The organism is Acinetobacter sp. FB, assembly GCF_056033405.1.
This window is the reverse complement of record NZ_CM148502.1, coordinates 341,036-360,080: the sequence shown is the minus strand read 5'-3', so window position 1 is coordinate 360,080 and position 19,045 is coordinate 341,036. Positions and strand designations below refer to the sequence as shown.

Below are 19,045 nucleotides of genomic sequence, written 5' to 3'. Positions count from 1 at the left end.
TTTAAAATCCTAAACTCAATTGCGGTGACAGTTGTTTAACGTATTTAGATGAACCCTGCGTCAAGATTTGCTGGCGAATATCAGTCGTAGAAAGTTCCTTTTGAAAACGTGGACTGTCTTCACAACGAATAAAAAAATTGGCACGTGAATACGCCACACCGAGTTGTTTCAGCAAATCAATATGCACTTTACCAAAACGACGCGCTTGTACGATTTTCTTGGCAGACTTCACCCCAATGCCCGGTACGCGCAAAATCATTTGATAATCCGCACGATTTAAATCCACTGGAAATTGTTCAGGATGACGCAATGCCCAACTCAGTTTGGGGTCTACATCCAAATCTAAATGTGGGTGTTTTTCGTTGACGATTTCATTGACTTCAAACCCATAAAACCGCATCAACCAATCGCTCTGATAAAGTCGATTTTCGCGTAGCAAAGGCGGTGCAGAACCCACCGCAGGTAAATAGTTATTTTCCGTGTTGATTGGAATATAACCTGAGAAATACACCCGTTTGAGTTTAAATTCTTTGTAATGTCGATCTGCCATCACCAACACATCTTGATCGGTTTCCTGATGTGCGCCAACCACCATTTGTGTGGTTTGCCCTGCGGGTACATATTTCGGTACATGCTTAATAATTTGACGTTCATCTTTGAGTTGAATCAAGCGATCTCGAACCAGTCCCAAATCTTTTTGTACTTCTTGATGTGATTTTTCAGGTGCAAAGGCTTTTAAACCGACCTCGGTTGGCATTTCCAGATTAATACTCATTCGATCGGCGTAGAGACCCGCTTCATGAATCAATTCAGGTGAAGCCCCTGGAATAGTTTTAAGATGAATATAGCCATTAAAATTTTCTTCCAAACGCAGTTTCTTCACCACTTGAAGCATCCGCTCCATCGTATAGTCTGCGGATTTAAAAATACCTGAACTCAGAAATAGCCCTTCAATATAGTTGCGTCGATAGAAATTAATGGTCAGGTCAACCACTTCCTGCACGGTAAATGCAGCCCGTTTCACATCATTAGAACGGCGTGACACACAATAGGCACAGTCAAAAATACAGACATTACTGAACAAGATTTTCAGCAGCGAAACACAACGACCATCTTCGGTATAGCTATGACAAATCCCTGCCCGACTGGCATCGCCTAAACCTTTGTCTTTATTTTTACGGTCACTACCACTGGATGAACAGGACACGTCATATTTGGCTGCGTCCGCAAGAATTTGCAATTTTTCACGAATGCGATCAGACATATCAAACACCTCTGTGACAACATCATTTCAAAGCTAACATTTCATGATTTGAAAATTAAGATTGATAAAGATGTTATGCGTCATGAGGTGACGTGAGGATTTTTCGACTTAAGCTAAATTATTCATCTCAAAACAATGTAATCAATCTATAATATGATCAAGAAAATTCTATCTCGTCCTATAATGAACAATTCTTTATATTTTCTTTCTCTCTTATTTTTAACATTATCACTACCAGCATGTAGCCCACAGAATGAGCCTGAATTCATTGAAGTAAAAAACCTGAAATCAATTACAAGTCCCTATTTTATAAAAGAGTTTGCTTTAATTAAATATGATAATACTTGTTTTTTAAAAACATCTGCTGTCCTTGAGGATGGAAGCGAAATCAATAAAAGTTGGGGTTTTACCGAGGGTAAAGTATTTTTAGTGGATGACAATACGCCGAAAATCCCATCTATTGATACCAATCAAAGTTCGCCTGCTGACCAACAGTTAGATCAATACATCAAACAGATGAAAACAAATCAAGAAATAGGCTATATCAAAAGTTTACTATCAGCCAAAAGTAGAAATGAATGTGGAATAAAATAACATTTTTTTATTTCTAGTCAGAACTTGCTGCCGAAGTGTTTGAATCCTTTGCACTGCACCCGAAAATCCTTATACTTAACCACAATTTTTGTTTGATTCCAGTGGATGCACCATGAGTCGTGCTATATCGCATATTGATACATTTCAGGGCTTAATTCTTGCCCTACAAAACTATTGGGCGGAGCAAGGCTGCGTCGTATTACAACCATATGATATGGAAATGGGTGCAGGTACTTTCCACACTGCAACCTTTTTACGCGCATTAGGCCCAGAAACTTGGAATGCGGCTTATGTTCAACCTTCTCGTCGTCCGAAAGACGGTCGTTATGGAGAGAACCCAAACCGCTTACAACACTACTATCAGTTCCAAGTGGTACTTAAGCCGAATCCAGACAATATCCAACAACTTTACCTTGATTCGTTAAAAGCGATCGGGATTGATACACTGACTCACGATATTCGTTTCGTAGAAGACAACTGGGAATCTCCAACGCTTGGCGCTTGGGGCTTAGGTTGGGAAGTTTGGCTCAATGGTATGGAAGTGACTCAGTTCACTTACTTCCAGCAAGTCGGTGGTGTTGAATGTTACCCTGTGACTGGCGAAATTACTTACGGTTTAGAACGTCTGGCGATGTACCTGCAAGGTGTAGACTCAGTTTACGATTTGGTTTGGACCAAAGGTCAGTTCGGTACAGTGACTTACGGTGATGTATTCCATCAAAACGAAGTTGAGCAATCAACCTATAACTTCGAATACGCGCCAGTCGATAAAATGTTTGAATTGTTCGACTTCTATGAAGCTGAAGCGTCTCGTTTAATCGAGGCTGAACTACCGCTTCCTGCTTACGAACAAGTGATCAAAGCATCACATTGCTTTAACTTGTTGGATGCACGTGGTGCGATTTCAGTGACTGAACGTCAACGTTATATTTTACGTGTTCGTACTTTGGCGCGTTCAATTGCACAAAGTTATGTGGCTGCACGTGCGAAACTCGGTTTCCCAATGGCAGAACCACATTTGCGTGATGAAGTATTGGCTCAACTTAAAGCACAAGTTGAAGCAGAAGCAGCCCAAGCTGAAAAAGCGAAGGAGAATAAATAATGACTAAGCATACAGTTTTATTCGAACTTGGCTGTGAAGAACTTCCACCAAAAAGCTTAAAAACTTTGCGTGATGCACTTAAAGCAGAAACGGAAAAAGGCCTAAAAGATGCGGGCTTAAACTTCGGTGCTATCGAAGCCTATGCTGCTCCACGTCGTTTAGCATTGAAAATTGTTGATATCGATGCTGCTCAAGCGGACACGCAAAAACGTTTTGATGGCCCTGCTGTACAAGCGGCTTATGATGCTGAAGGTAAAGCAACTAAAGCACTTGAAGGCTTTATGCGTGGTCAAGGCATCACGGTTGACCAACTTTCGACGTTCCAAGCAGGTAAAGTTGAAAAAGTTTGCTTCTTGAAAGATGTCAAAGGCCAAAGCCTTGATGCTTTACTGCCACAAATTTTACAAACTGCATTGGATAACTTGCCAATCGCAAAACGTATGCGTTCAGCAGCAAGCCGTACTGAATTCGTGCGTCCAGTAAAATGGGTGGTATTGCTGAAAGATGATCAAGTGGTTGAAGCAACCATTCAAGATCATAAAGCAGGTAATGTGACTTATGGTCATCGTTTCCATGCACCTGAAGCCGTGACTTTGACGCATGCAAATGACTACTTGGCAACTTTAGAAAAAGCGTACGTGGTTGCGAATTTCGAAAAGCGTCAAGCGACCATTCAAGCACAAGTCAAAACATTGGCAGATGAAGTCAATGCGACTGCAATTGTGCCAGCAGACTTGCTTGATGAAGTAACAAGTCTGGTTGAATGGCCTGTTGCTTTACGTGCAACTTTTGAAGAGCGTTATTTAGCTGTTCCTCAAGAAGCTTTGATTACCACCATGCAGGATAACCAGAAGTATTTCTGTTTAATCAATGCAGAAGGTAAATTACAGCCTTACTTCATTACCATTTCAAATATTGAGTCGAAAGATCCGATTCAAATTATTGAAGGGAATGAGAAAGTTGTGCGTCCACGTTTGTCTGATGCGGAATTCTTCTTCTTACAAGACCAAAAGCAACCACTTGCGTCTCGTAAAGAAAAATTAGCTAACATGGTATTCCAAGCGCAATTGGGTACGCTTTGGGATAAATCAGAACGTATTGCTAAATTAGCTGTAGCATTGTCTCCAATTACGGGGGCAAATGTTGCTGATGCTGAGAAAGCTGCGTTACTTGCGAAATGTGACTTAACCTCTGAACTTGTGGGTGAATTCCCAGAACTTCAAGGGATTGCAGGCACGTACTATGCGCGCCTTGAAGGTGAAAATAACGAAGTTGCCGAAGCTTTAGGTGAACAGTATTTACCTAAATTTGCGGGTGATGTATTACCACAAACTAAAACAGGTACAACGATTGCGCTTGCAGATCGTTTAGATACATTGGTTGGTATTTTTGGTATCGGTCAAGCACCAACAGGTTCTAAAGATCCATTTGCATTACGTCGTTCTGCAATCGGTATCTTGCGTTTAATCATCGAAAATGAACTTGATGTAACCATTGAAGAATTGGTGAACTTTGCCTTGCAAGGCTATGGCGACGTTGTTAAAGATCACGATAAAACCCGTACGGATGCAGTTGCATTCCTTGAAGGTCGTTACCGTGCCAAATATGAAGACCAAGGCGTAGCGGTTGATGTAATTCAAGCGGTACAAGCACTTGCACCAAAATCTCCACTAGATTTTGACAAGCGTGTGACTGCGGTCAATCATTTCCGTACCTTACCAGAAGCGGCTGCATTGGCTGCGGCAAATAAACGTGTTGCCAATATTCTTGCTAAAGAAGCGACACCTGAAGGTGCTGTGGTTGAAGCCAATCTGGTTGAAGCTGCTGAAAAAGCACTTTATGCAGAATTGTCTGCCCTCACGCCTGTGGTTCAACCTTTACTTGCTGCGCGTAACTACACAGAAGCGTTGTCTAAGCTTGCAGCACTTCGTGCGCCAATTGATGCTTTCTTTGAAGGCGTGATGGTTATGGCAGATGATGCAGAGTTGAAAGCAAACCGTTTACGTTTATTGGCTCAATTGCGTGATTTATTCACAGCAATTGCAGATGTAAGTGTCTTGCAGGGTTAAGCCTTTAGAACACTTGATCTTTTAAATAAACCCCGCTATATATTTAGCGGGGTTTCTTATTAATGGCTAAAAATGCAATCAAACTATAAAGAATATGATTTTGAGAAAAGTCGTGAAAGAATGGATGAAATATTAAATTCTTCCGATAATAATTACTTAGATAAAAAAGAAATTCCTAGTAGAGATAGTTTAACTTTTACTAATGGTTATTATGTTTATGGTTCAGCTATTTTTGTTGATATGAGAGGGTCAAAAGAATATGCAAATAACCATCGCAGACCCGTTCTGGCGAAGGTTTACAGATCATATATTTCTGAGCTAGTTGCTCTCCTAAATAGTTTTGAAAAAGTTAGAGAACTTTATATTGAGGGCGATTGTGTTTGGGCTATTTATAATACCCCTCTTAGAAGTGATATTAATTCTGTATTTAATATATCAGCAAAAGTAAATTCTTTAATTGATACATTAAATGTAAAACTAAAGAAGAAAAAATATACACCAATAAAAGCTGGTACAGGTATTCATTACAGTGAAACATTAATGATAAAAGCAGGCTATAGCGGCAGTGGTATTAATGAAGTGACTTGGATAGGAACTCTCGTCAATGAAACTGCTGATTTATGCTCTAAAGCAAATAAAAATGGTAGATCTCGTAGTCTAGTTTCAAATGTTTTTTATAATAACCTAGATAAACACAACCAAAGCCTACTAACTAAATGCTATAACCTTGATTGTTACGAGGGAGATTACGTTAATGTTAAAATGAACGAATGGGTAGAAAAAAATGGATAAATCTACATTTTTGCAATCTGCTATTCAAGATACTCAACAAAATATTCGTGCTATAGATTTCAAAATTGGAGCTTTACTTGCAGGTTGTATTGTTCCTTTCCCTCAGATTAGAACAATTTATGAGTTTTTAAACTCTAATGGTCTATGGTGGCAACAAGGATTAGCTTGGCTTATCTTTGCAATTTGGCTCATTGCTGTTTTAATCTTATTAGCAGCTCTTTCAGCAATTGATAATCCAAGTAAACATATAAATGATGGCTATGCTCAGAAAGGTACATATTATGGGGGTGGAACTTTCAAATTTAATTTGATTAATGGTTTCTTTCGTACTGATATTCGCACCCAACAGACAGTTACTAATTATTCCAATGAATTAGATGACCCAAATTTCCCATTTACAAAAGAGCTTGCATTTGAACACCTTAAGCTAATTTACATCCGCGATCTGAAAATTTTTCGGTTAAAATTTGCTGTAGGGCTAATAGCATGCTTAATTGTGATAGGTTCAATATCTTTCCTGTTCGCACCAGATACAAAAAAAGTAGAAGTCCAAAAAACTACTAATATATCTAAGGTTAAATAATTTAATCCAATATAGAGTTTTCTGTAGTGACCTGTATTTTCCGTGTATCAATTTCACATCAGCTACATTCTTTTCTTGAACTTGACGATAAGCTATAAAACTTGAATTGCAACAATATCGCCAAAAGGATAAAAGATGATGAAAAAAGTACCTGCACTATATTTAGCGACTGCACTGATCGCATCGTCTTCTCTCTGGGCAGCCGAAACAAATACAACCACAGCGAATGCAAATGCTGCAACGGCTGAAAAAACACTTCCTTATGGTGATAACCCTAGCCTCGGTCGAGTATTGCTGTATAAAACAGGTAAAGGGCTACAAAACTTAGGTGATTCAATTCAAGGCGCATCTGAAAACACCTCACAAAAAATGAGTGAGAGATGGAAAAACACCAAAGAATATACCGCTGAACAATCTGAAATCGTTCAGGAACAAACACAAAAAGCCAAACAATACACTGCTAAAAAATGGCAAGACACCAAAGATGCGGTGGTTGGTACCAATGATGGAAATGTTCCTATTGAGCGTGCTGAACTTAGTCAGCCATCATCGAACTAAATAAAAAACCTCTAATCAAAAGTTAGAGGTTTTTTTAATGATAGAGATTTAAGCTGTTTCAGTTTCGAGCTTAACCTGACGATCAATCAGATATTCATTTAAATTAAAACGGCTGAGTTGCTGGCGCATCTTAAACGTCGTCCACGGCCATACCGTACTATTGCGCCCGTTCCGATCAATGAAATAACTCTGACAACCACCCTTGTTCCAAACCGTGGTTTGTAAAGCCTCTTGTACGCGTTGATTAAACTCAGCCATACGCACAGGATCAGGTTCTATGGTTTTGATATTTTTTTGAATCGCTTGTTTTAACGCATCCATAATATAAGTGAGCTGTGCTTCAATGATGATAAATGCCGAAGAACTCACTGCGATATTCGGTCCAAACATCAAAAAGCCATTCGGGCAATCTGCCACCATGGTTCCCATATAACCTTCTGGACTGCCCTGCCATACATCAGACATGCTTTGTCCATAACGATTATAGACACGCTGAGCAATTGGCGGTTCAGCCACCTCAAAACCCGTCCCAAGAATGATCACATCAGCCTCAAAGCTTGAACCATCACTGGCAATTAACTGCTTGCCTTTGACTTCGCTTAACGCCCCTGCAACTACATTGACATTGTCTTGAGCTAAGGCTGGATACCATTCATTAGATTGCAGAATGCGTTTACAGCCGATCACATAATTTGGCGTCACTTTAGTGCGTAACTCAGGGTCTTTGATGCCCTGTTTAATATGAAATTCAGCAATACGCTGAACTTGTCGCATCGCAGCATTGCTTTGCAATCCACCATTTAAGGTTTCAAAGATGCCATAGACTGAACCACGCATCACCGACTGAGTCACGGGAACATATTTAAATAAAGTTTGAATGGCACTTGGCAATGGCATATCAGATTTTGGTAATACCCAATGCGGTGTACGTTGAAATACATTAAGTTCTTTGACCAACGGCTGGATCTGCGGCACAAACTGAATTGCAGATGCGCCTGTACCGATTACTGCAACACGTTTATCTGTTAAATCCACATCATGTCGCCAACGAGATGAATGGAAAATCTCACCTTCAAAATCTTTGAGACCTTTTACATGCGGGATCACAGGTTCATGCATTGGCCCACATGCCATGATCGCAAATTGTGAATGTAATTCACCTTGATTAGTTTTAATAATCCAACACTGTTTAACATCCGACCACGTTGCAGCTAAGGCTTCATGATTGAAATGCACATGCGGTAAAACTTGGTATTTATGCGCCGTATTTTGCAGATATTGTTTGATTTCCGCTTGTCCCGCGAATACCCGACTCCATGTAGGATTCGGTTCAAAAGAATATGAATACAATGCCGATGGCACATCACAGGCACATCCCGGATAGGTATTTTCACGCCATACACCACCGAGTTCATTGGCTTTTTCGAGCAAGATAAAATCATGGATACCCGCTTCTTTGAGTTTAATCGCAGCACCTAAACCCGCAAAACCACCACCGATCACAATCACTCGATAAAATGGCACAGTCTTCGATTTCGTACCCATAACCACGTATTTCCTTATTTTAATTCCGTGAACAACATCGCATAAACAACCGAGAGGGTCATTATCAAGATAGGCCTTTTATTAGGTCATTTTTGACACAAATTGTTAAAGTGGTCTACTGAAGATTTTAGGCGAAAGATTTAGCTAAAATTTACAGTGTTGTCTCAAAACACAGATTGAACTTCTTCATATTTCTCTACACACTAAATAGCATAAATTCATAGGATTGGAATTTTGCAAATGATGCACCGCTCATTCAAAATGATGGTACTACCATTACTCAGCTTAATTAGTTTCACTGCATGTTCTTATTTACCGACAACATCAACCTCTCCCATACAACAGTTAGAACAAGTCCAAAATATTGAAGCCATTCCCAATACCGAAACCAATTTGGCAACATTGAGTCGCTCTAACAGTGGTTGTCTGATCCAATTTACAGGCTATTTTGACGGTGGTGAAAGTACGGAAACGTGGTATTTCAAAAATGATCAATTAAAGAAAGCATCTTCTGAAACATACCAATACGTTGTAAATCAAAATCATCTTGCGGGCACATCAAAACCTATGATTGATTCTAAAACACGTCGTGCCACTACTTTTGATATTCAAAATCCAGATGTAACGAACAACTTCAATAAATTGAAAAGTCATTTTAGTCCAAATGCACTCGCGCAATGCGCCTAATGCATCATAGCTGAATACCGATGATGCAGGATCTCAAAATATTTGTGGTCTTGCGATCAAAACAATCATAGGAAATATGCTTTTCACCTTTTTCTTTCAATTATATTGAGATGAGTTATTTAAATAACATAAATTTTTTACTTTATTTTTCATTTAATTATAAAAATTTAAATCTCCACAATTTCTAGCTACAGTGTTTTTAAGCTGTAATGTGCTTGTAAAGTTTTGCTGAAATCCATCGCTTTCTTTCTTTTGCTCGCTATGATGCATTGGCGTTGATGAAGTACCCCAATACGGTACATCGCTAAGGAAATCGCAATGAAAAAAATGATCAAAACAGCTATCGTCACAACAACTCTACTTGCTTCTGCATCTATTTTTGCGCAAAACGTTGGTGTAAATGCCAATGGTTCTGCACAAATCAATGTCGAATCAGGTGGCTTGATCAAAGGCGTTACTGGTGCAGTTAAAAATACAGCACAAGGCGTTGGTCATGCAGCTCAGCATGTCGGTCATGCTGCTGTAGATACAGGTGTAAATGCCACTCAAAAAACGGTTGGTGTCGCAACCAATGTAAGTTCACAAGTTATTAATAAAACAGGTGAGGCTGTCAAAAATACGCGTGATTACACCGTAGACAAAGCAAATGATGGCAAGAGATTTACTGCTGACCAAAAGGCCAACATCAAAAAACGAATTGAAGAAAAGCAAACTAAATCTAAAGCATTAAATTTAAATGCGGAAACGAATTTAAATACACAAGTAAATGGTAAAACTTCATCTCTAAATGCAAAAACAGGCTTAAATGCAGATCGAAAAAATCTGCAAACAGGTGCCAATGTTGGTGTGAAAGTATTAGGTGTAAATGCGAACGTAAATACCAATGCAAAGGTGGGTACAAACTAATTTTCTAACCCATCGTTAAAAGCCCTTTGCTTAAGCAAAGGGCTTTTGATTATGTGATTTAATCTATCAATTGTAGTTTGGTCTGCTCATCCACGTGATTTTCAATAAAATGTCCCTGCCCATGATCATCACAACTCAAGGTTAAATTTTTATAACTGAGTTGATAAAATTCAGGATAGCGTTTAAAAATCAATAAAGACTGATCCAAAGCCAAAGCTTCACCGGCTTTAACTAATTTATGAATCCCACGATCATTCATCGTCAAAACATAAGATTCTGCATTTAACTCAAGTTCAACAACAGCATTCGCACTGACTTTCAATGGCAACAGATATTGTTGATTCGCCTGAATTGCTTCAGCGTTATAAGCCTCTAGCTTTAAGCTAACTAAATTAAAAACTAACCATGTATTTTGAATCGTGCGAATGGTTGGCACTGAGCTGTCCATCTGTTGGATAAAATGCGGATGAATACCTAACTTCCGTAAATTTTGCTCAGTACCCTGTTGTAGATTAAATAATTGTTGAACCAATTTTTGCTTAAGAACAGCATCAAAATAACGTTCATCTAATTCAAAATCGTTATTTTGCAAGATTCGCAATAAAGCCTGATGATGTCTGGTCAATAATGCATCTAGTACATGGCGATAGTAGAACTTACTTTGCTTTTTAACCTCTCGAACGCGCTTATAAAAATAAGTAATCTCAAAAGGTTGCTCAACAAAATCATTGAGTAATTGCGAACTTGCCAAAACCGAGAGTGCTTCATGTCCTGTAAAAGGCAAATGAATCACATGCATCTTTGGTAATAACGGCTGTATTTTTAAGAAATGTTCTTTATCTTCTACATAGTATGGATCATAGACAATGATGTATTCACGAGATGAATCCACTTCATCCACCTGAATCTGCATATTTTGATGAATAGATGCGTCAAAAAATTCTGCATAACGGCGATCATGAACCACATCAGGGTCTATCGAATATTGTGGTACAAAAGCAACGATTTTATGCATATTCAATAAATTAGAATATTTAATCGCAGCATAGCCTCCCATTGATCCACCGTAACCCACAATCTGCTCAAACTGTTGTAAGATCGGTTGAATCTGTCGCTGCATCTCAAGCATGCTGTTTTGAGGAAACCAAGATTTTTGCTTCGGCATAATACCGATGACATTGTATTGATATTTTATGAGTGATTTTTCAGCATTAATTGACATTCCTTTGGCACGACTAATCAAATCGCCAAACGAAACCACCAAAGTGTCACTTGAACCTTTTAAAAAAATAACGCGAATATGTTCATCTTCAAATATTATTTGCTTATCCATGCTCACACTGAAAATTAATCCTAGGCTTGTCGCAAAAAGTCATCAAATGATGTCTTTGCCAAACCCTATTTGCGGAGTATCTTATTTTATAGAGATAAGACAGATTAAAAAGCGCAAAAAATGACACAATCCTTACATCCTTCCGCTCAAAAAGGCTTTAGTTTAGGGGCTGAACTGTATCAGCAAGTTCGCCCCAGTTACCCACCAGAAATCCTCGTTTGGCTGCAAGATCAGCTCAAAGTCGGTGAAAATTCCACTGTTATTGACCTCGGTTCAGGGACTGGCAAATTCTTACCTTTCCTGCTTCAGACACAGGCAAAAGTAATTGCCGTTGAACCTGTGACAGCGATGCGAGAACAACTGGAGCAACGCTATAGCACAGTCAAATGTCTACAGACTTCAAGCGATCAACTTCTGGTAAAGGATGAATCCATTAACACCATTATTTGCGCACAATCTTTCCACTGGTTCTCAAATAGCGAAACGCTCAAGGAAATGTATCGGGTATTAATTCCTACGGGGCATCTTGGACTGGTTTGGAATCAACGTGATATTACTGTTGACTGGGTCAAAGCGTTGGCCGATGAAATCGCCCCATTTGAAGCAGATACACCACGTTATCATAGTGAGAAATGGAAACGGGTTTTTGAGCAACAACAGCTCTTTCAATTCAACGGTCTTCAGACCTTTCAACTCAAACATACAGGCACAGTAGAACAAGTGGTCAGCAAACGGTTACTTTCCACGAGTTTTATTGCAGCAATGCCAGAACATCAACAACAGCAACTGAAAGCAAAATTTGAACAAATTGTATTTGATTTTACAGGACTAACTGCTCAAGATCAGATTGATTTTCCTTATACAACCTTTGCCTACCATTTTCAAAAAATAGCAAAGTAACAATAAATCAGGTGTTTCTATGACCTTTAAATTTAAAACCACGATTGCACTTAGTTGCTTGATCAGCTCTACACTATTACTGAGTGCTTGTAACAAAGACCCCAAAGCACCCTCTCAGCAAGAACAGCAAACTCAAAATTCTAATGATGCCATTGGTCAGCTTAAGCAAATCCCTATTAAACAGTTCCCTACAACGGCTGACGATGCGCATGATATTGCAATTTTAGATGACTATGACCGTCGTTTTACCGAAATGAGCGACAGTATGGAAATAGAACTGGCGAAGATGAAAGAAGCCAATACGCTCACTCCAGCGTTTGAACAGCAACGCCAAAAAGATAATGTTCAATCGGCACTGAATATGCTGAAAGAGTTAGAACTTAAAACAGCACAAGGTCGATATATTCAAGGACTTTTATATGAATACTGGGATAATCAAGCCAAAGTACTCGAACAAAGCACCTTAGCGAGTACCACAGAAAATACTGATACGTCTAAACAATTTGATCATTTAAATGAATATCTACATGCGCAAAGCCAACTACACCATTGGAAAAGTTCTCAACCAACAGAAACTAAAAAGACTAGTGAGTGATATAAAAAATTGAGGGTCATACGACCCTCTCTTGTTCAACAAGATTAGATTTTTTGTTTTTCTATCCACTGAATTGAATTAACACGGAATAACTCACATGCTCCATCACCTGTATCCGTAGGTGTTAGAGAAGATCGCCAAACCAAATCTTTATCCCGAATCTCAACCAACTCACCTTTCAACTGTACCAAATCCCCACGCTTCACTTGTTTGATTTGCTGGGCAATTTCAGGATTTGCGGGAATAATATGCATATTGGAAACCATTTGCATGGCTTGATTTGCAGGAACAGGTAGCTTATCTATTTTCCAATTCAAATAGCGGTCATATTGATTTACTGAGATTTTACGTGCGATCTCAGGCTTGGCAAACAAACCCCAACTCACGGCATAATCAATCGGAGAAAATTTTGCTTGTTCGTCATCTTGATACATTTTAGAACCAAGAATACGAAAGTTGCCATAAAAAGGCTGTAGCACCGAAATAGACTGATCCTTTGCGATCGGCGATAAACCATTGGCAATGTTATATTCTATTCCGCTGGTCGATGCATGTGCCTGCCCAAGCATAACCACCATGCCTAAACTCATCCATAGACGTTTTTTCATGGCTCATCACCCTCAAAATCTAACTAAATTCTTAGAAAAGCGTATCTCTTCATAGTATGCTTAGACGATGAAAAAAATTACTTTTTTTAGTAACAATCAAACTTACTTTAGTCATATTTTTGTGGCTTTGTTACTAATTTCTCTAATCTGAATCAACGAATGGATCTCTATGATTTATCAATTCTATCAACGTCGAGTTTTCCCACATTTACTCAACCAAGTCATGCAGACTGCAAGTCTAATGGATAAGCGTCGTGAATTATTGGTTCCTATCGAAGGTGAAGTCCTCGAAATAGGTTTTGGTACAGGTTTAAATATTCCTTTCTATGGCAATGTTGACTCACTTTATGCTTTAGAACCCAACCCAGACATTTATCATCTTGCCGTTGAACGAGTTCAGCATGCACCTTTTTATATTAAGCATGTACAATCTAGCGCAGAAAAACTTCCATTTGCCGATGTAAGTTTAGATCATATTGTTTCCACATGGACTCTCTGTAGTATTCCAAAACTTGATGTCGCCTTAGCAGAAATTTATCGAGTGTTGAAACCTACTGGCACCTTTCATTTAATTGAACATGTGAAACATCCTGACTCGATTAAATTACAATCCTTACAGACCCTACTCACTCCGATACAAAAAAGGATTGGAGATGGATGCCATCTCAATCGTGATATTGAACGACACCTTGCACAAGCTAAATTTAAATTTCTTGAAAAAGAATATTTTGATGCAGATGGTATTCCCGCGATTGCACAAAAAATGCTATTGGCGCGCGTGCAAAAGTTATAAATTCAAAGCAATCATTAATTTTCAAAATCAATTCTTAGCGTTTCAAAACGAATACGTCCTTCACGTACTGCTTGAGCAATTGCCTGCTGTCCTTTGCTCAAGCGCGCACCGCCACTTTTAATATCAAGTAGAATCACTTCAATATCGTCAGCAGTCCCATCACCATCACGAAAATCGGTATAGCCATCAAAAACGACGTAATCGACAGGATCACCGAGAAATTTTGCATCACTGGGTAAATACTGAAATTCAGGTAAAATCGGCGCAAACTGTTCTGCCATTTTTCCTTTTAACACCGCACGACTGGTATTTACACTACGTTTCTGTGCATCTAGCAAAGCTTGCTTATGTTCTAATTCTAATTCAGCAATATATTTTTCATATTCCGCCTGAATACGACCATTCCGCGTATTGGACAAAATCAGCGTGGTAATCACAACACCAATACAACCACCAATTAACATTGCAAGCCAAACCGACATAAAACTTTCCTTTTTCTGAATCTGCTATTTAACTGCAACATTAAACTTTTGTCATGTGTCACACACTCTACTGAAAAAGATGCTAAGGTATAGTTGAATACAAAATGCTTGTTAAAAAATCTAATTTCATGAAGACAATATTAATTGCAAATCAAAAAGGTGGCTGTGGTAAAACCATGACAGCCATTACGCTTGCCGCAGCACTCTCACAAAAGGGCTATAAAGTCGCGTTAGCTGATGCTGATAACCAAAAATCATCATTACAATGGTTAAAACAACGCCCTGAAACTGTTGCTACCATTCAAAGCCTCGACTGGAGGCATGAAAAATCAATTGGTGACGCACCTAAACATCTCGATTATTTAATCATTGATGCACCAGGTGCACTGTCAGGTGAGCATGCAGAGCAATTGGTCAGCGAAGCCCATGCGATTGTGACCCCTTTACAGCCCTCATTCTTTGATATTGATAGTACGCGTCGTTTCCTAAAACATTTACAAGACATCAAACGTATACGTAAAGGGAAAGTACAAATTCTATTGATTGCCAATCGTGTAAAAGCGAATAGCTCTAGTTCAAAAGACATTCAAGACTTCTTTAATAAGATTGAACAAGAGCCTGTCGCATGGATTTCAGAACGTAGTGCTTATGGCACGTTGGCTATGCAAGGTTTAAGTATTTTTGATAAGCCACAGAAAAATTTTGTGAGTATTCAAAGCCAATGGCAACCCGTTCTGAATCAGTTAGTCGATGATCCAAGCGAATGGTTTTAAGCTTTGCAAAGAAAGGTAATCTTTTGATATTGAATCTTTAAATAAGGAAATGAAAATTTCCCTAGACTAGTTTTTCAGTTAATATGGTTTTACTTATCTGCTAGTACTAGAGAAATATTATCGTGCAACAATACGCCCCAACATTACAACGCGTTTTGCTGTTTGGACTATTTTTTGTCTTAATGTTCCTCGGATTCAGTATCCTCAAATACTTTATCGTTCCTGTTCTTTGGGCAGCGATTATTGCTTATATGACATGGCCTGTTTATTTATGGGTACAACGTCGTTTTTTTGGTGAAAATCGACCAACGCTAAATGCAACGATCATGATTACGTTGGTCATTTTAGTAATTGGGGTTCCCTTTATTTGTGCCATTTTCATGCTGCAACTCGAAGGCCGAAATTTATATTTTAATTTACAAAAACAATTATTTTCAGGTCATATTCAAGTCCCCGAATTTATTAAAACACTACCAATTGTTGGTAAGGATATTAGTCGTACAGTCAATGAATTAAGTGCCGATCCGAATAGTATTGCGAAGAATGTTGCCGAATGGATACAAGGTCATTTGAGCTATGGTCGTTTTGTACTGAGCGAGATTAGTCGAAATTTAGTTAAACTGACCTTTGCAATCATGACGCTGTTCTTTTTCTATCGTGATGGGCAAATGATTTTGTCCCAAGTGAGTCGCGCCTTAGAAAAGATCATTGGTCCTCGCGTACATCATTATCTAGAAACCATTTCAGAAACAACACGCGCTGTAGTATATGGTGTGGGGTTAACTGCTGTGGCACAAGCTATTTTAGCGGGTCTCAGTTACTTTGTAGCAGGTGTGCCTAACCCAATGCTACTCACCATGGTAACGTTTATTTTGGCCTTAATTCCATTTGGAACTCCCATCTCCTATTTAGGGGTTGGTTTATGGCTATTTGCTCAAGGCCAAACTGTCGAAGCAATTGGTGTGATTACATGGGGTGTCTTGATTGTAAGTAGCTCAGATAATGTGATTCGACCTTTAGTTATCTCAGGCGCAACCCAAATTCCATTCATTTTAATTATGTTTGGTGTGCTAGGAGGAATCGCAAGTTTTGGCTTAGTGGGCTTATTTATTGGTCCAGTCATCTTAGCTATTTTATTGGCAATCTGGCGTGAATGGTTACATGAAAATGTTCAGGAGCCAATCGCTGCTATTGAAGCACCACCTGAAATAAAGTCGTAATCTATTTACACGACTTACTATTTAATCTTACTGACAACTTGCGAGTTATCCCATACTTTATTTGAATCAAACAAATAAAGATGATAGATAAGGATAATTTGCAATGATTTCAACGGTACAAAAGTCTTGTGTTCTGGCAAGTTTAGTTTTGATGATGAGTGCGTGTTCGTCTATTAACTTAGACAACAATGCATCTAAAATTCAAACACAGCCAACGACAACAGATCAGAAACAACTCATACAAGTTTACCAAGTCGATGCCAAAGGTGTAGGTGCATCGATTGGAACAGTAACATTCAAGCAAACAGCAAAAGGTTTATTAATTACCCCTGCGCTTGGAAAACTTTCCCCAGGTGAACATGGTTTTCATATCCATGAAAACGGCTCATGTGAAGCAGCATTAAAGGATGGCAAAATGGGAGCAGCCCTTGCTGCCGGTAGTCACTTCAACCCAGATCATATTGCCAATCATGGTACACCTGAGAATGGGCATTTAGGTGACTTACCTGTGTTGGTGGTCAATAATAAAGGTTTTGCGGTTACACCCGTCATTGCTCCTCGCCTAAAACTTTCAGATATTCAAGGTCGTGCGATCATGATTCATGCGGGTGGAGATAATTATTCAGATACACCTAAGCCTTTAGGTGGTGGTGGTGAGCGAATTGCCTGCGGTGTTATTCAATAATAAAAGCACTGTGGGTATCTAAAAAGATATCCACAGTTTCGTAGATATTTTATGCAGCTACAAATAACTACGCTATTGGTTCAGCATGTTATTCACTAATTTATCCCCTCGGCTTTACGTTCTTGCATCACTTGTTTGAGTACAGCTCTTGGTTGCATAAACCAAAAACCGATCAAACTGACACTCGCTAAAGCAAAAGCCCAAATATGGAAATGCGTATAAAGTACACGCACCAATTCTATAATCACAAAGAAACTCATCATCAATAGCATTGAAACAGCCGCAGCGACTGTCCCTTTGGATACTTCTGAAGACATTAATGCAAAACGATATAAAACTGAAAAACTAATCCCTTCTCCTAAGCTTATTAAGGTCATACCCATCAATAAGCACGGCACTAGATAAGTTTGCCAAATCACACCTAGCAGCAAAAATAAGGTTCCAAGCAACATAATGGGTAAGCCCGTCAAAATCGTTTTACCTAGAGGAAAATGATCAATAATCTTAATCAGAATGATATTTCCCGCAATAAGCCCGAAAAATACAGGAAATTGCGCTAAACCATATTGCACACTACTGAGCTTTAACTCATCGACCAAGATAATGGGTGACAGCGCAATCCATAGCATTAATGGCATTCCAACCAAAGGTAAAGCAATGCTTAACCCTAAGAAACGGCGATTGGTGAATACTTTTTTAAAATCATCAAAAATATAAATAAAAGGTTGTCTAGCTCGACGCTCTTGGGTTGCTGGCATAAATTTATTTAGACCAAACCAACTCAGGAATGAAACGATTGCAATCGCAACAAAACCCCAATGCCAAGAGACATAATCAATCAGAAATGCACCAAGAACAGGCCCAAGTAATGGCGCAAGCAATGAGATATTGGCCATTAAGGCCATCACTTTAATGGCATCACGCTCCTCAAATGTTTCCTGAATTGCAGCATAACCCACTGCCGAAATGACTGTAAGGCCAATTCCCTGTAAGAAACGTAAAGTCAGGAATTGTTGGATATTCTGGGTCAATAAAATCAGCAAACAACAGATGGTAAAGAAAGCTACGCCTGCCAATAATACTTTCTTACGTCCAAGACGATCTGACAGAGGTCCAAGCAACCAAGCAACGCTTGCTCCACCCAATAAATAAAAAGACATGGAAGATGGTGCCCATGTTGCACTAACACCGAATTGTTCCGTAATCGCCAACATCGCTGGCTGAATTAAGTCATTACCGATATATACTGAAAATTCGAATAGCACTAAAGCTAATGGAAACATGAGCGTTATACGGTTTAACGTTATGCTTTGATTGTTCTTCATCATGTTCTATTCACAAAAATAACCAATTCGCGTGCATTCCATTTCCTTGAAAAAAAGAAAATAGATTCCGCACCACGTCATTTTATGGTTCTGATTTAAATTAAATTTTGATTTTCATGCAGTGAGAGCGCATGTAATAAATGTGAAAACACCGTATTCACAAGGTGTATAAATTGCGTGAGATTCGTAAATATTTTACCTATCGTAAAAATTTACAAGCGCAACTTTAGC

Annotated in this window: 20 protein-coding genes; 14 read left to right on the top strand and 6 right to left on the bottom strand. The window is 38.9% G+C overall.

What is annotated here, in order from left to right:
- Nucleotide 1: 1 nt before the first annotated feature.
- Nucleotides 2–1,264 (bottom strand): putative DNA modification/repair radical SAM protein, encoded by a 1,263-nt coding sequence (locus AC0JIQ_RS01685; RefSeq protein WP_474202455.1) that lies wholly within the window; start codon nt 1,262–1,264, stop codon nt 2–4.
- A gap of 183 nt (nt 1,265–1,447) precedes the next feature.
- On the opposite strand from AC0JIQ_RS01685, the gene AC0JIQ_RS01680 reads away from it, so the two are divergent.
- From AC0JIQ_RS01680 to AC0JIQ_RS01655, 6 genes are all read left to right on the top strand, one after another.
- Nucleotides 1,448–1,858: a phosphoesterase gene (locus AC0JIQ_RS01680; protein WP_474202454.1), complete on the top strand. Its 411-nt coding sequence runs from the start codon at nt 1,448–1,450 to the stop codon at nt 1,856–1,858.
- A 112-nt stretch (nt 1,859–1,970) separates the two neighbouring features.
- Complete coding sequence (glyQ, locus tag AC0JIQ_RS01675; protein ID WP_004660270.1) at nt 1,971–2,960, top strand: glycine--tRNA ligase subunit alpha; 990 nt, start codon at nt 1,971–1,973, stop codon at nt 2,958–2,960.
- Complete coding sequence (glyS, locus tag AC0JIQ_RS01670; protein WP_474202453.1) at nt 2,960–5,029, top strand: glycine--tRNA ligase subunit beta; 2,070 nt, start codon at nt 2,960–2,962, stop codon at nt 5,027–5,029. The genes glyQ and glyS overlap by 1 nt, the downstream gene beginning before the upstream one ends.
- 72 nt (nt 5,030–5,101) lie before the next feature.
- Nucleotides 5,102–5,821: a nucleotidyl cyclase domain-containing protein gene (locus tag AC0JIQ_RS01665; RefSeq protein WP_192413903.1), complete on the top strand. Its 720-nt coding sequence runs from the start codon at nt 5,102–5,104 to the stop codon at nt 5,819–5,821.
- Nucleotides 5,814–6,404, top strand: a complete 591-nt coding sequence (locus AC0JIQ_RS01660) for a hypothetical protein (protein ID WP_192413901.1) — start codon at nt 5,814–5,816, stop codon at nt 6,402–6,404. The genes AC0JIQ_RS01665 and AC0JIQ_RS01660 overlap by 8 nt, the downstream gene beginning before the upstream one ends.
- Before the next feature lie 138 nt (nt 6,405–6,542).
- Entirely contained in the window at nt 6,543–6,962 is a 420-nt protein-coding gene (locus tag AC0JIQ_RS01655) for a hypothetical protein (protein WP_474203211.1), read from the top strand.
- A 48-nt stretch (nt 6,963–7,010) separates the two neighbouring features.
- On the opposite strand, the gene AC0JIQ_RS01650 is transcribed toward AC0JIQ_RS01655, so the two are convergent.
- Nucleotides 7,011–8,507 (bottom strand): flavin-containing monooxygenase, encoded by a 1,497-nt coding sequence (locus AC0JIQ_RS01650; protein WP_474202452.1) that lies wholly within the window; start codon nt 8,505–8,507, stop codon nt 7,011–7,013.
- A gap of 240 nt (nt 8,508–8,747) precedes the next feature.
- Between AC0JIQ_RS01650 and AC0JIQ_RS01645 the strand changes: the two genes are divergently transcribed.
- Entirely contained in the window at nt 8,748–9,194 is a 447-nt protein-coding gene (locus AC0JIQ_RS01645; protein ID WP_474202451.1) for a hypothetical protein, read from the top strand.
- 318 nt (nt 9,195–9,512) lie between these two features.
- Nucleotides 9,513–10,100 carry a hypothetical protein gene (locus AC0JIQ_RS01640; RefSeq protein WP_474202450.1) on the top strand — a complete coding sequence of 196 codons (588 nt, stop codon included), beginning with the start codon at nt 9,513–9,515 and terminating at the stop codon, nt 10,098–10,100.
- Between the two features lie 58 nt (nt 10,101–10,158).
- Here the strand turns inward: AC0JIQ_RS01640 and AC0JIQ_RS01635 are convergent, their stop codons facing one another.
- On the bottom strand, nt 10,159–11,433 hold the full coding sequence (locus tag AC0JIQ_RS01635) for a hypothetical protein (RefSeq protein WP_474202449.1): 1,275 nt from the start codon (nt 11,431–11,433) through the stop codon (nt 10,159–10,161).
- 120 nt (nt 11,434–11,553) lie between these two features.
- On the opposite strand from AC0JIQ_RS01635, the gene AC0JIQ_RS01630 reads away from it, so the two are divergent.
- Complete coding sequence (locus AC0JIQ_RS01630) at nt 11,554–12,333, top strand: class I SAM-dependent methyltransferase (protein WP_474202448.1); 780 nt, start codon at nt 11,554–11,556, stop codon at nt 12,331–12,333.
- A gap of 19 nt (nt 12,334–12,352) precedes the next feature.
- Nucleotides 12,353–12,928, top strand: coding sequence for a hypothetical protein (locus tag AC0JIQ_RS01625; RefSeq protein ID WP_474202447.1), 576 nt, complete (start codon nt 12,353–12,355; stop codon nt 12,926–12,928).
- A 44-nt stretch (nt 12,929–12,972) separates the two neighbouring features.
- On the opposite strand, the gene AC0JIQ_RS01620 is transcribed toward AC0JIQ_RS01625, so the two are convergent.
- Nucleotides 12,973–13,536 (bottom strand): hypothetical protein, encoded by a 564-nt coding sequence (locus tag AC0JIQ_RS01620; protein ID WP_004660247.1) that lies wholly within the window; start codon nt 13,534–13,536, stop codon nt 12,973–12,975.
- A gap of 169 nt (nt 13,537–13,705) precedes the next feature.
- Here AC0JIQ_RS01620 and AC0JIQ_RS01615 point away from each other — a divergent pair, with 169 nt between their 5' ends.
- Nucleotides 13,706–14,329, top strand: a complete 624-nt coding sequence (locus AC0JIQ_RS01615) for a class I SAM-dependent methyltransferase (protein WP_474202446.1) — start codon at nt 13,706–13,708, stop codon at nt 14,327–14,329.
- 14 nt (nt 14,330–14,343) lie between these two features.
- Here AC0JIQ_RS01615 and AC0JIQ_RS01610 read toward each other — a convergent pair whose 3' ends face one another.
- Nucleotides 14,344–14,811, bottom strand: a complete 468-nt coding sequence (locus AC0JIQ_RS01610) for a Holliday junction resolvase-like protein (protein WP_005156416.1) — start codon at nt 14,809–14,811, stop codon at nt 14,344–14,346.
- Between the two features lie 128 nt (nt 14,812–14,939).
- Between AC0JIQ_RS01610 and AC0JIQ_RS01605 the strand changes: the two genes are divergently transcribed.
- The 3 genes from AC0JIQ_RS01605 to sodC all read left to right on the top strand — a co-directional run bounded on the left by AC0JIQ_RS01605 (nt 14,940) and on the right by sodC (nt 17,489).
- Entirely contained in the window at nt 14,940–15,584 is a 645-nt protein-coding gene (locus tag AC0JIQ_RS01605; RefSeq protein ID WP_474202445.1) for a ParA family protein, read from the top strand.
- A gap of 122 nt (nt 15,585–15,706) precedes the next feature.
- Nucleotides 15,707–16,804: an AI-2E family transporter gene (locus tag AC0JIQ_RS01600; RefSeq protein ID WP_474202444.1), complete on the top strand. Its 1,098-nt coding sequence runs from the start codon at nt 15,707–15,709 to the stop codon at nt 16,802–16,804.
- A gap of 103 nt (nt 16,805–16,907) precedes the next feature.
- Entirely contained in the window at nt 16,908–17,489 is a 582-nt protein-coding gene (sodC, locus tag AC0JIQ_RS01595; RefSeq protein WP_288403436.1) for a superoxide dismutase [Cu-Zn] SodC, read from the top strand.
- A 95-nt stretch (nt 17,490–17,584) separates the two neighbouring features.
- On the opposite strand, the gene craA is transcribed toward sodC, so the two are convergent.
- A complete protein-coding gene (gene craA, locus AC0JIQ_RS01590; protein ID WP_474203210.1) occupies nt 17,585–18,814 on the bottom strand; it encodes a chloramphenicol efflux MFS transporter CraA in 1,230 nt (409 codons plus the stop codon).
- Between the last annotated feature and the right edge of the window lie 231 nt (nt 18,815–19,045).

What these genes read in the sequence shown, in the direction of transcription:
- glyQ (WP_004660270.1), top strand. Translation starts at nt 1,971, where the DNA reads ATGAGTCGTGCTATATCGCATATTGATACATTTCAGGGCTTAATTCTT.
- craA (WP_474203210.1), bottom strand. Translation starts at nt 18,814, where the DNA reads ATGAAGAACAATCAAAGCATAACGTTAAACCGTATAACGCTCATGTTT.
- AC0JIQ_RS01605 (WP_474202445.1), top strand. Translation starts at nt 14,940, where the DNA reads ATGAAGACAATATTAATTGCAAATCAAAAAGGTGGCTGTGGTAAAACC.
- AC0JIQ_RS01665 (WP_192413903.1), top strand. Translation starts at nt 5,102, where the DNA reads ATGCAATCAAACTATAAAGAATATGATTTTGAGAAAAGTCGTGAAAGA.
- AC0JIQ_RS01640 (WP_474202450.1), top strand. Translation starts at nt 9,513, where the DNA reads ATGAAAAAAATGATCAAAACAGCTATCGTCACAACAACTCTACTTGCT.
- AC0JIQ_RS01655 (WP_474203211.1), top strand. Translation starts at nt 6,543, where the DNA reads ATGAAAAAAGTACCTGCACTATATTTAGCGACTGCACTGATCGCATCG.
- AC0JIQ_RS01620 (WP_004660247.1), bottom strand. Translation starts at nt 13,536, where the DNA reads ATGAAAAAACGTCTATGGATGAGTTTAGGCATGGTGGTTATGCTTGGG.
- AC0JIQ_RS01660 (WP_192413901.1), top strand. Translation starts at nt 5,814, where the DNA reads ATGGATAAATCTACATTTTTGCAATCTGCTATTCAAGATACTCAACAA.
- AC0JIQ_RS01635 (WP_474202449.1), bottom strand. Translation starts at nt 11,433, where the DNA reads ATGGATAAGCAAATAATATTTGAAGATGAACATATTCGCGTTATTTTT.
- AC0JIQ_RS01680 (WP_474202454.1), top strand. Translation starts at nt 1,448, where the DNA reads ATGAACAATTCTTTATATTTTCTTTCTCTCTTATTTTTAACATTATCA.
- glyS (WP_474202453.1), top strand. Translation starts at nt 2,960, where the DNA reads ATGACTAAGCATACAGTTTTATTCGAACTTGGCTGTGAAGAACTTCCA.
- AC0JIQ_RS01630 (WP_474202448.1), top strand. Translation starts at nt 11,554, where the DNA reads ATGACACAATCCTTACATCCTTCCGCTCAAAAAGGCTTTAGTTTAGGG.
- AC0JIQ_RS01615 (WP_474202446.1), top strand. Translation starts at nt 13,706, where the DNA reads ATGATTTATCAATTCTATCAACGTCGAGTTTTCCCACATTTACTCAAC.
- AC0JIQ_RS01625 (WP_474202447.1), top strand. Translation starts at nt 12,353, where the DNA reads ATGACCTTTAAATTTAAAACCACGATTGCACTTAGTTGCTTGATCAGC.
- AC0JIQ_RS01645 (WP_474202451.1), top strand. Translation starts at nt 8,748, where the DNA reads ATGATGCACCGCTCATTCAAAATGATGGTACTACCATTACTCAGCTTA.
- AC0JIQ_RS01610 (WP_005156416.1), bottom strand. Translation starts at nt 14,811, where the DNA reads ATGTCGGTTTGGCTTGCAATGTTAATTGGTGGTTGTATTGGTGTTGTG.
- AC0JIQ_RS01650 (WP_474202452.1), bottom strand. Translation starts at nt 8,507, where the DNA reads ATGGGTACGAAATCGAAGACTGTGCCATTTTATCGAGTGATTGTGATC.
- sodC (WP_288403436.1), top strand. Translation starts at nt 16,908, where the DNA reads ATGATTTCAACGGTACAAAAGTCTTGTGTTCTGGCAAGTTTAGTTTTG.
- AC0JIQ_RS01685 (WP_474202455.1), bottom strand. Translation starts at nt 1,264, where the DNA reads ATGTCTGATCGCATTCGTGAAAAATTGCAAATTCTTGCGGACGCAGCC.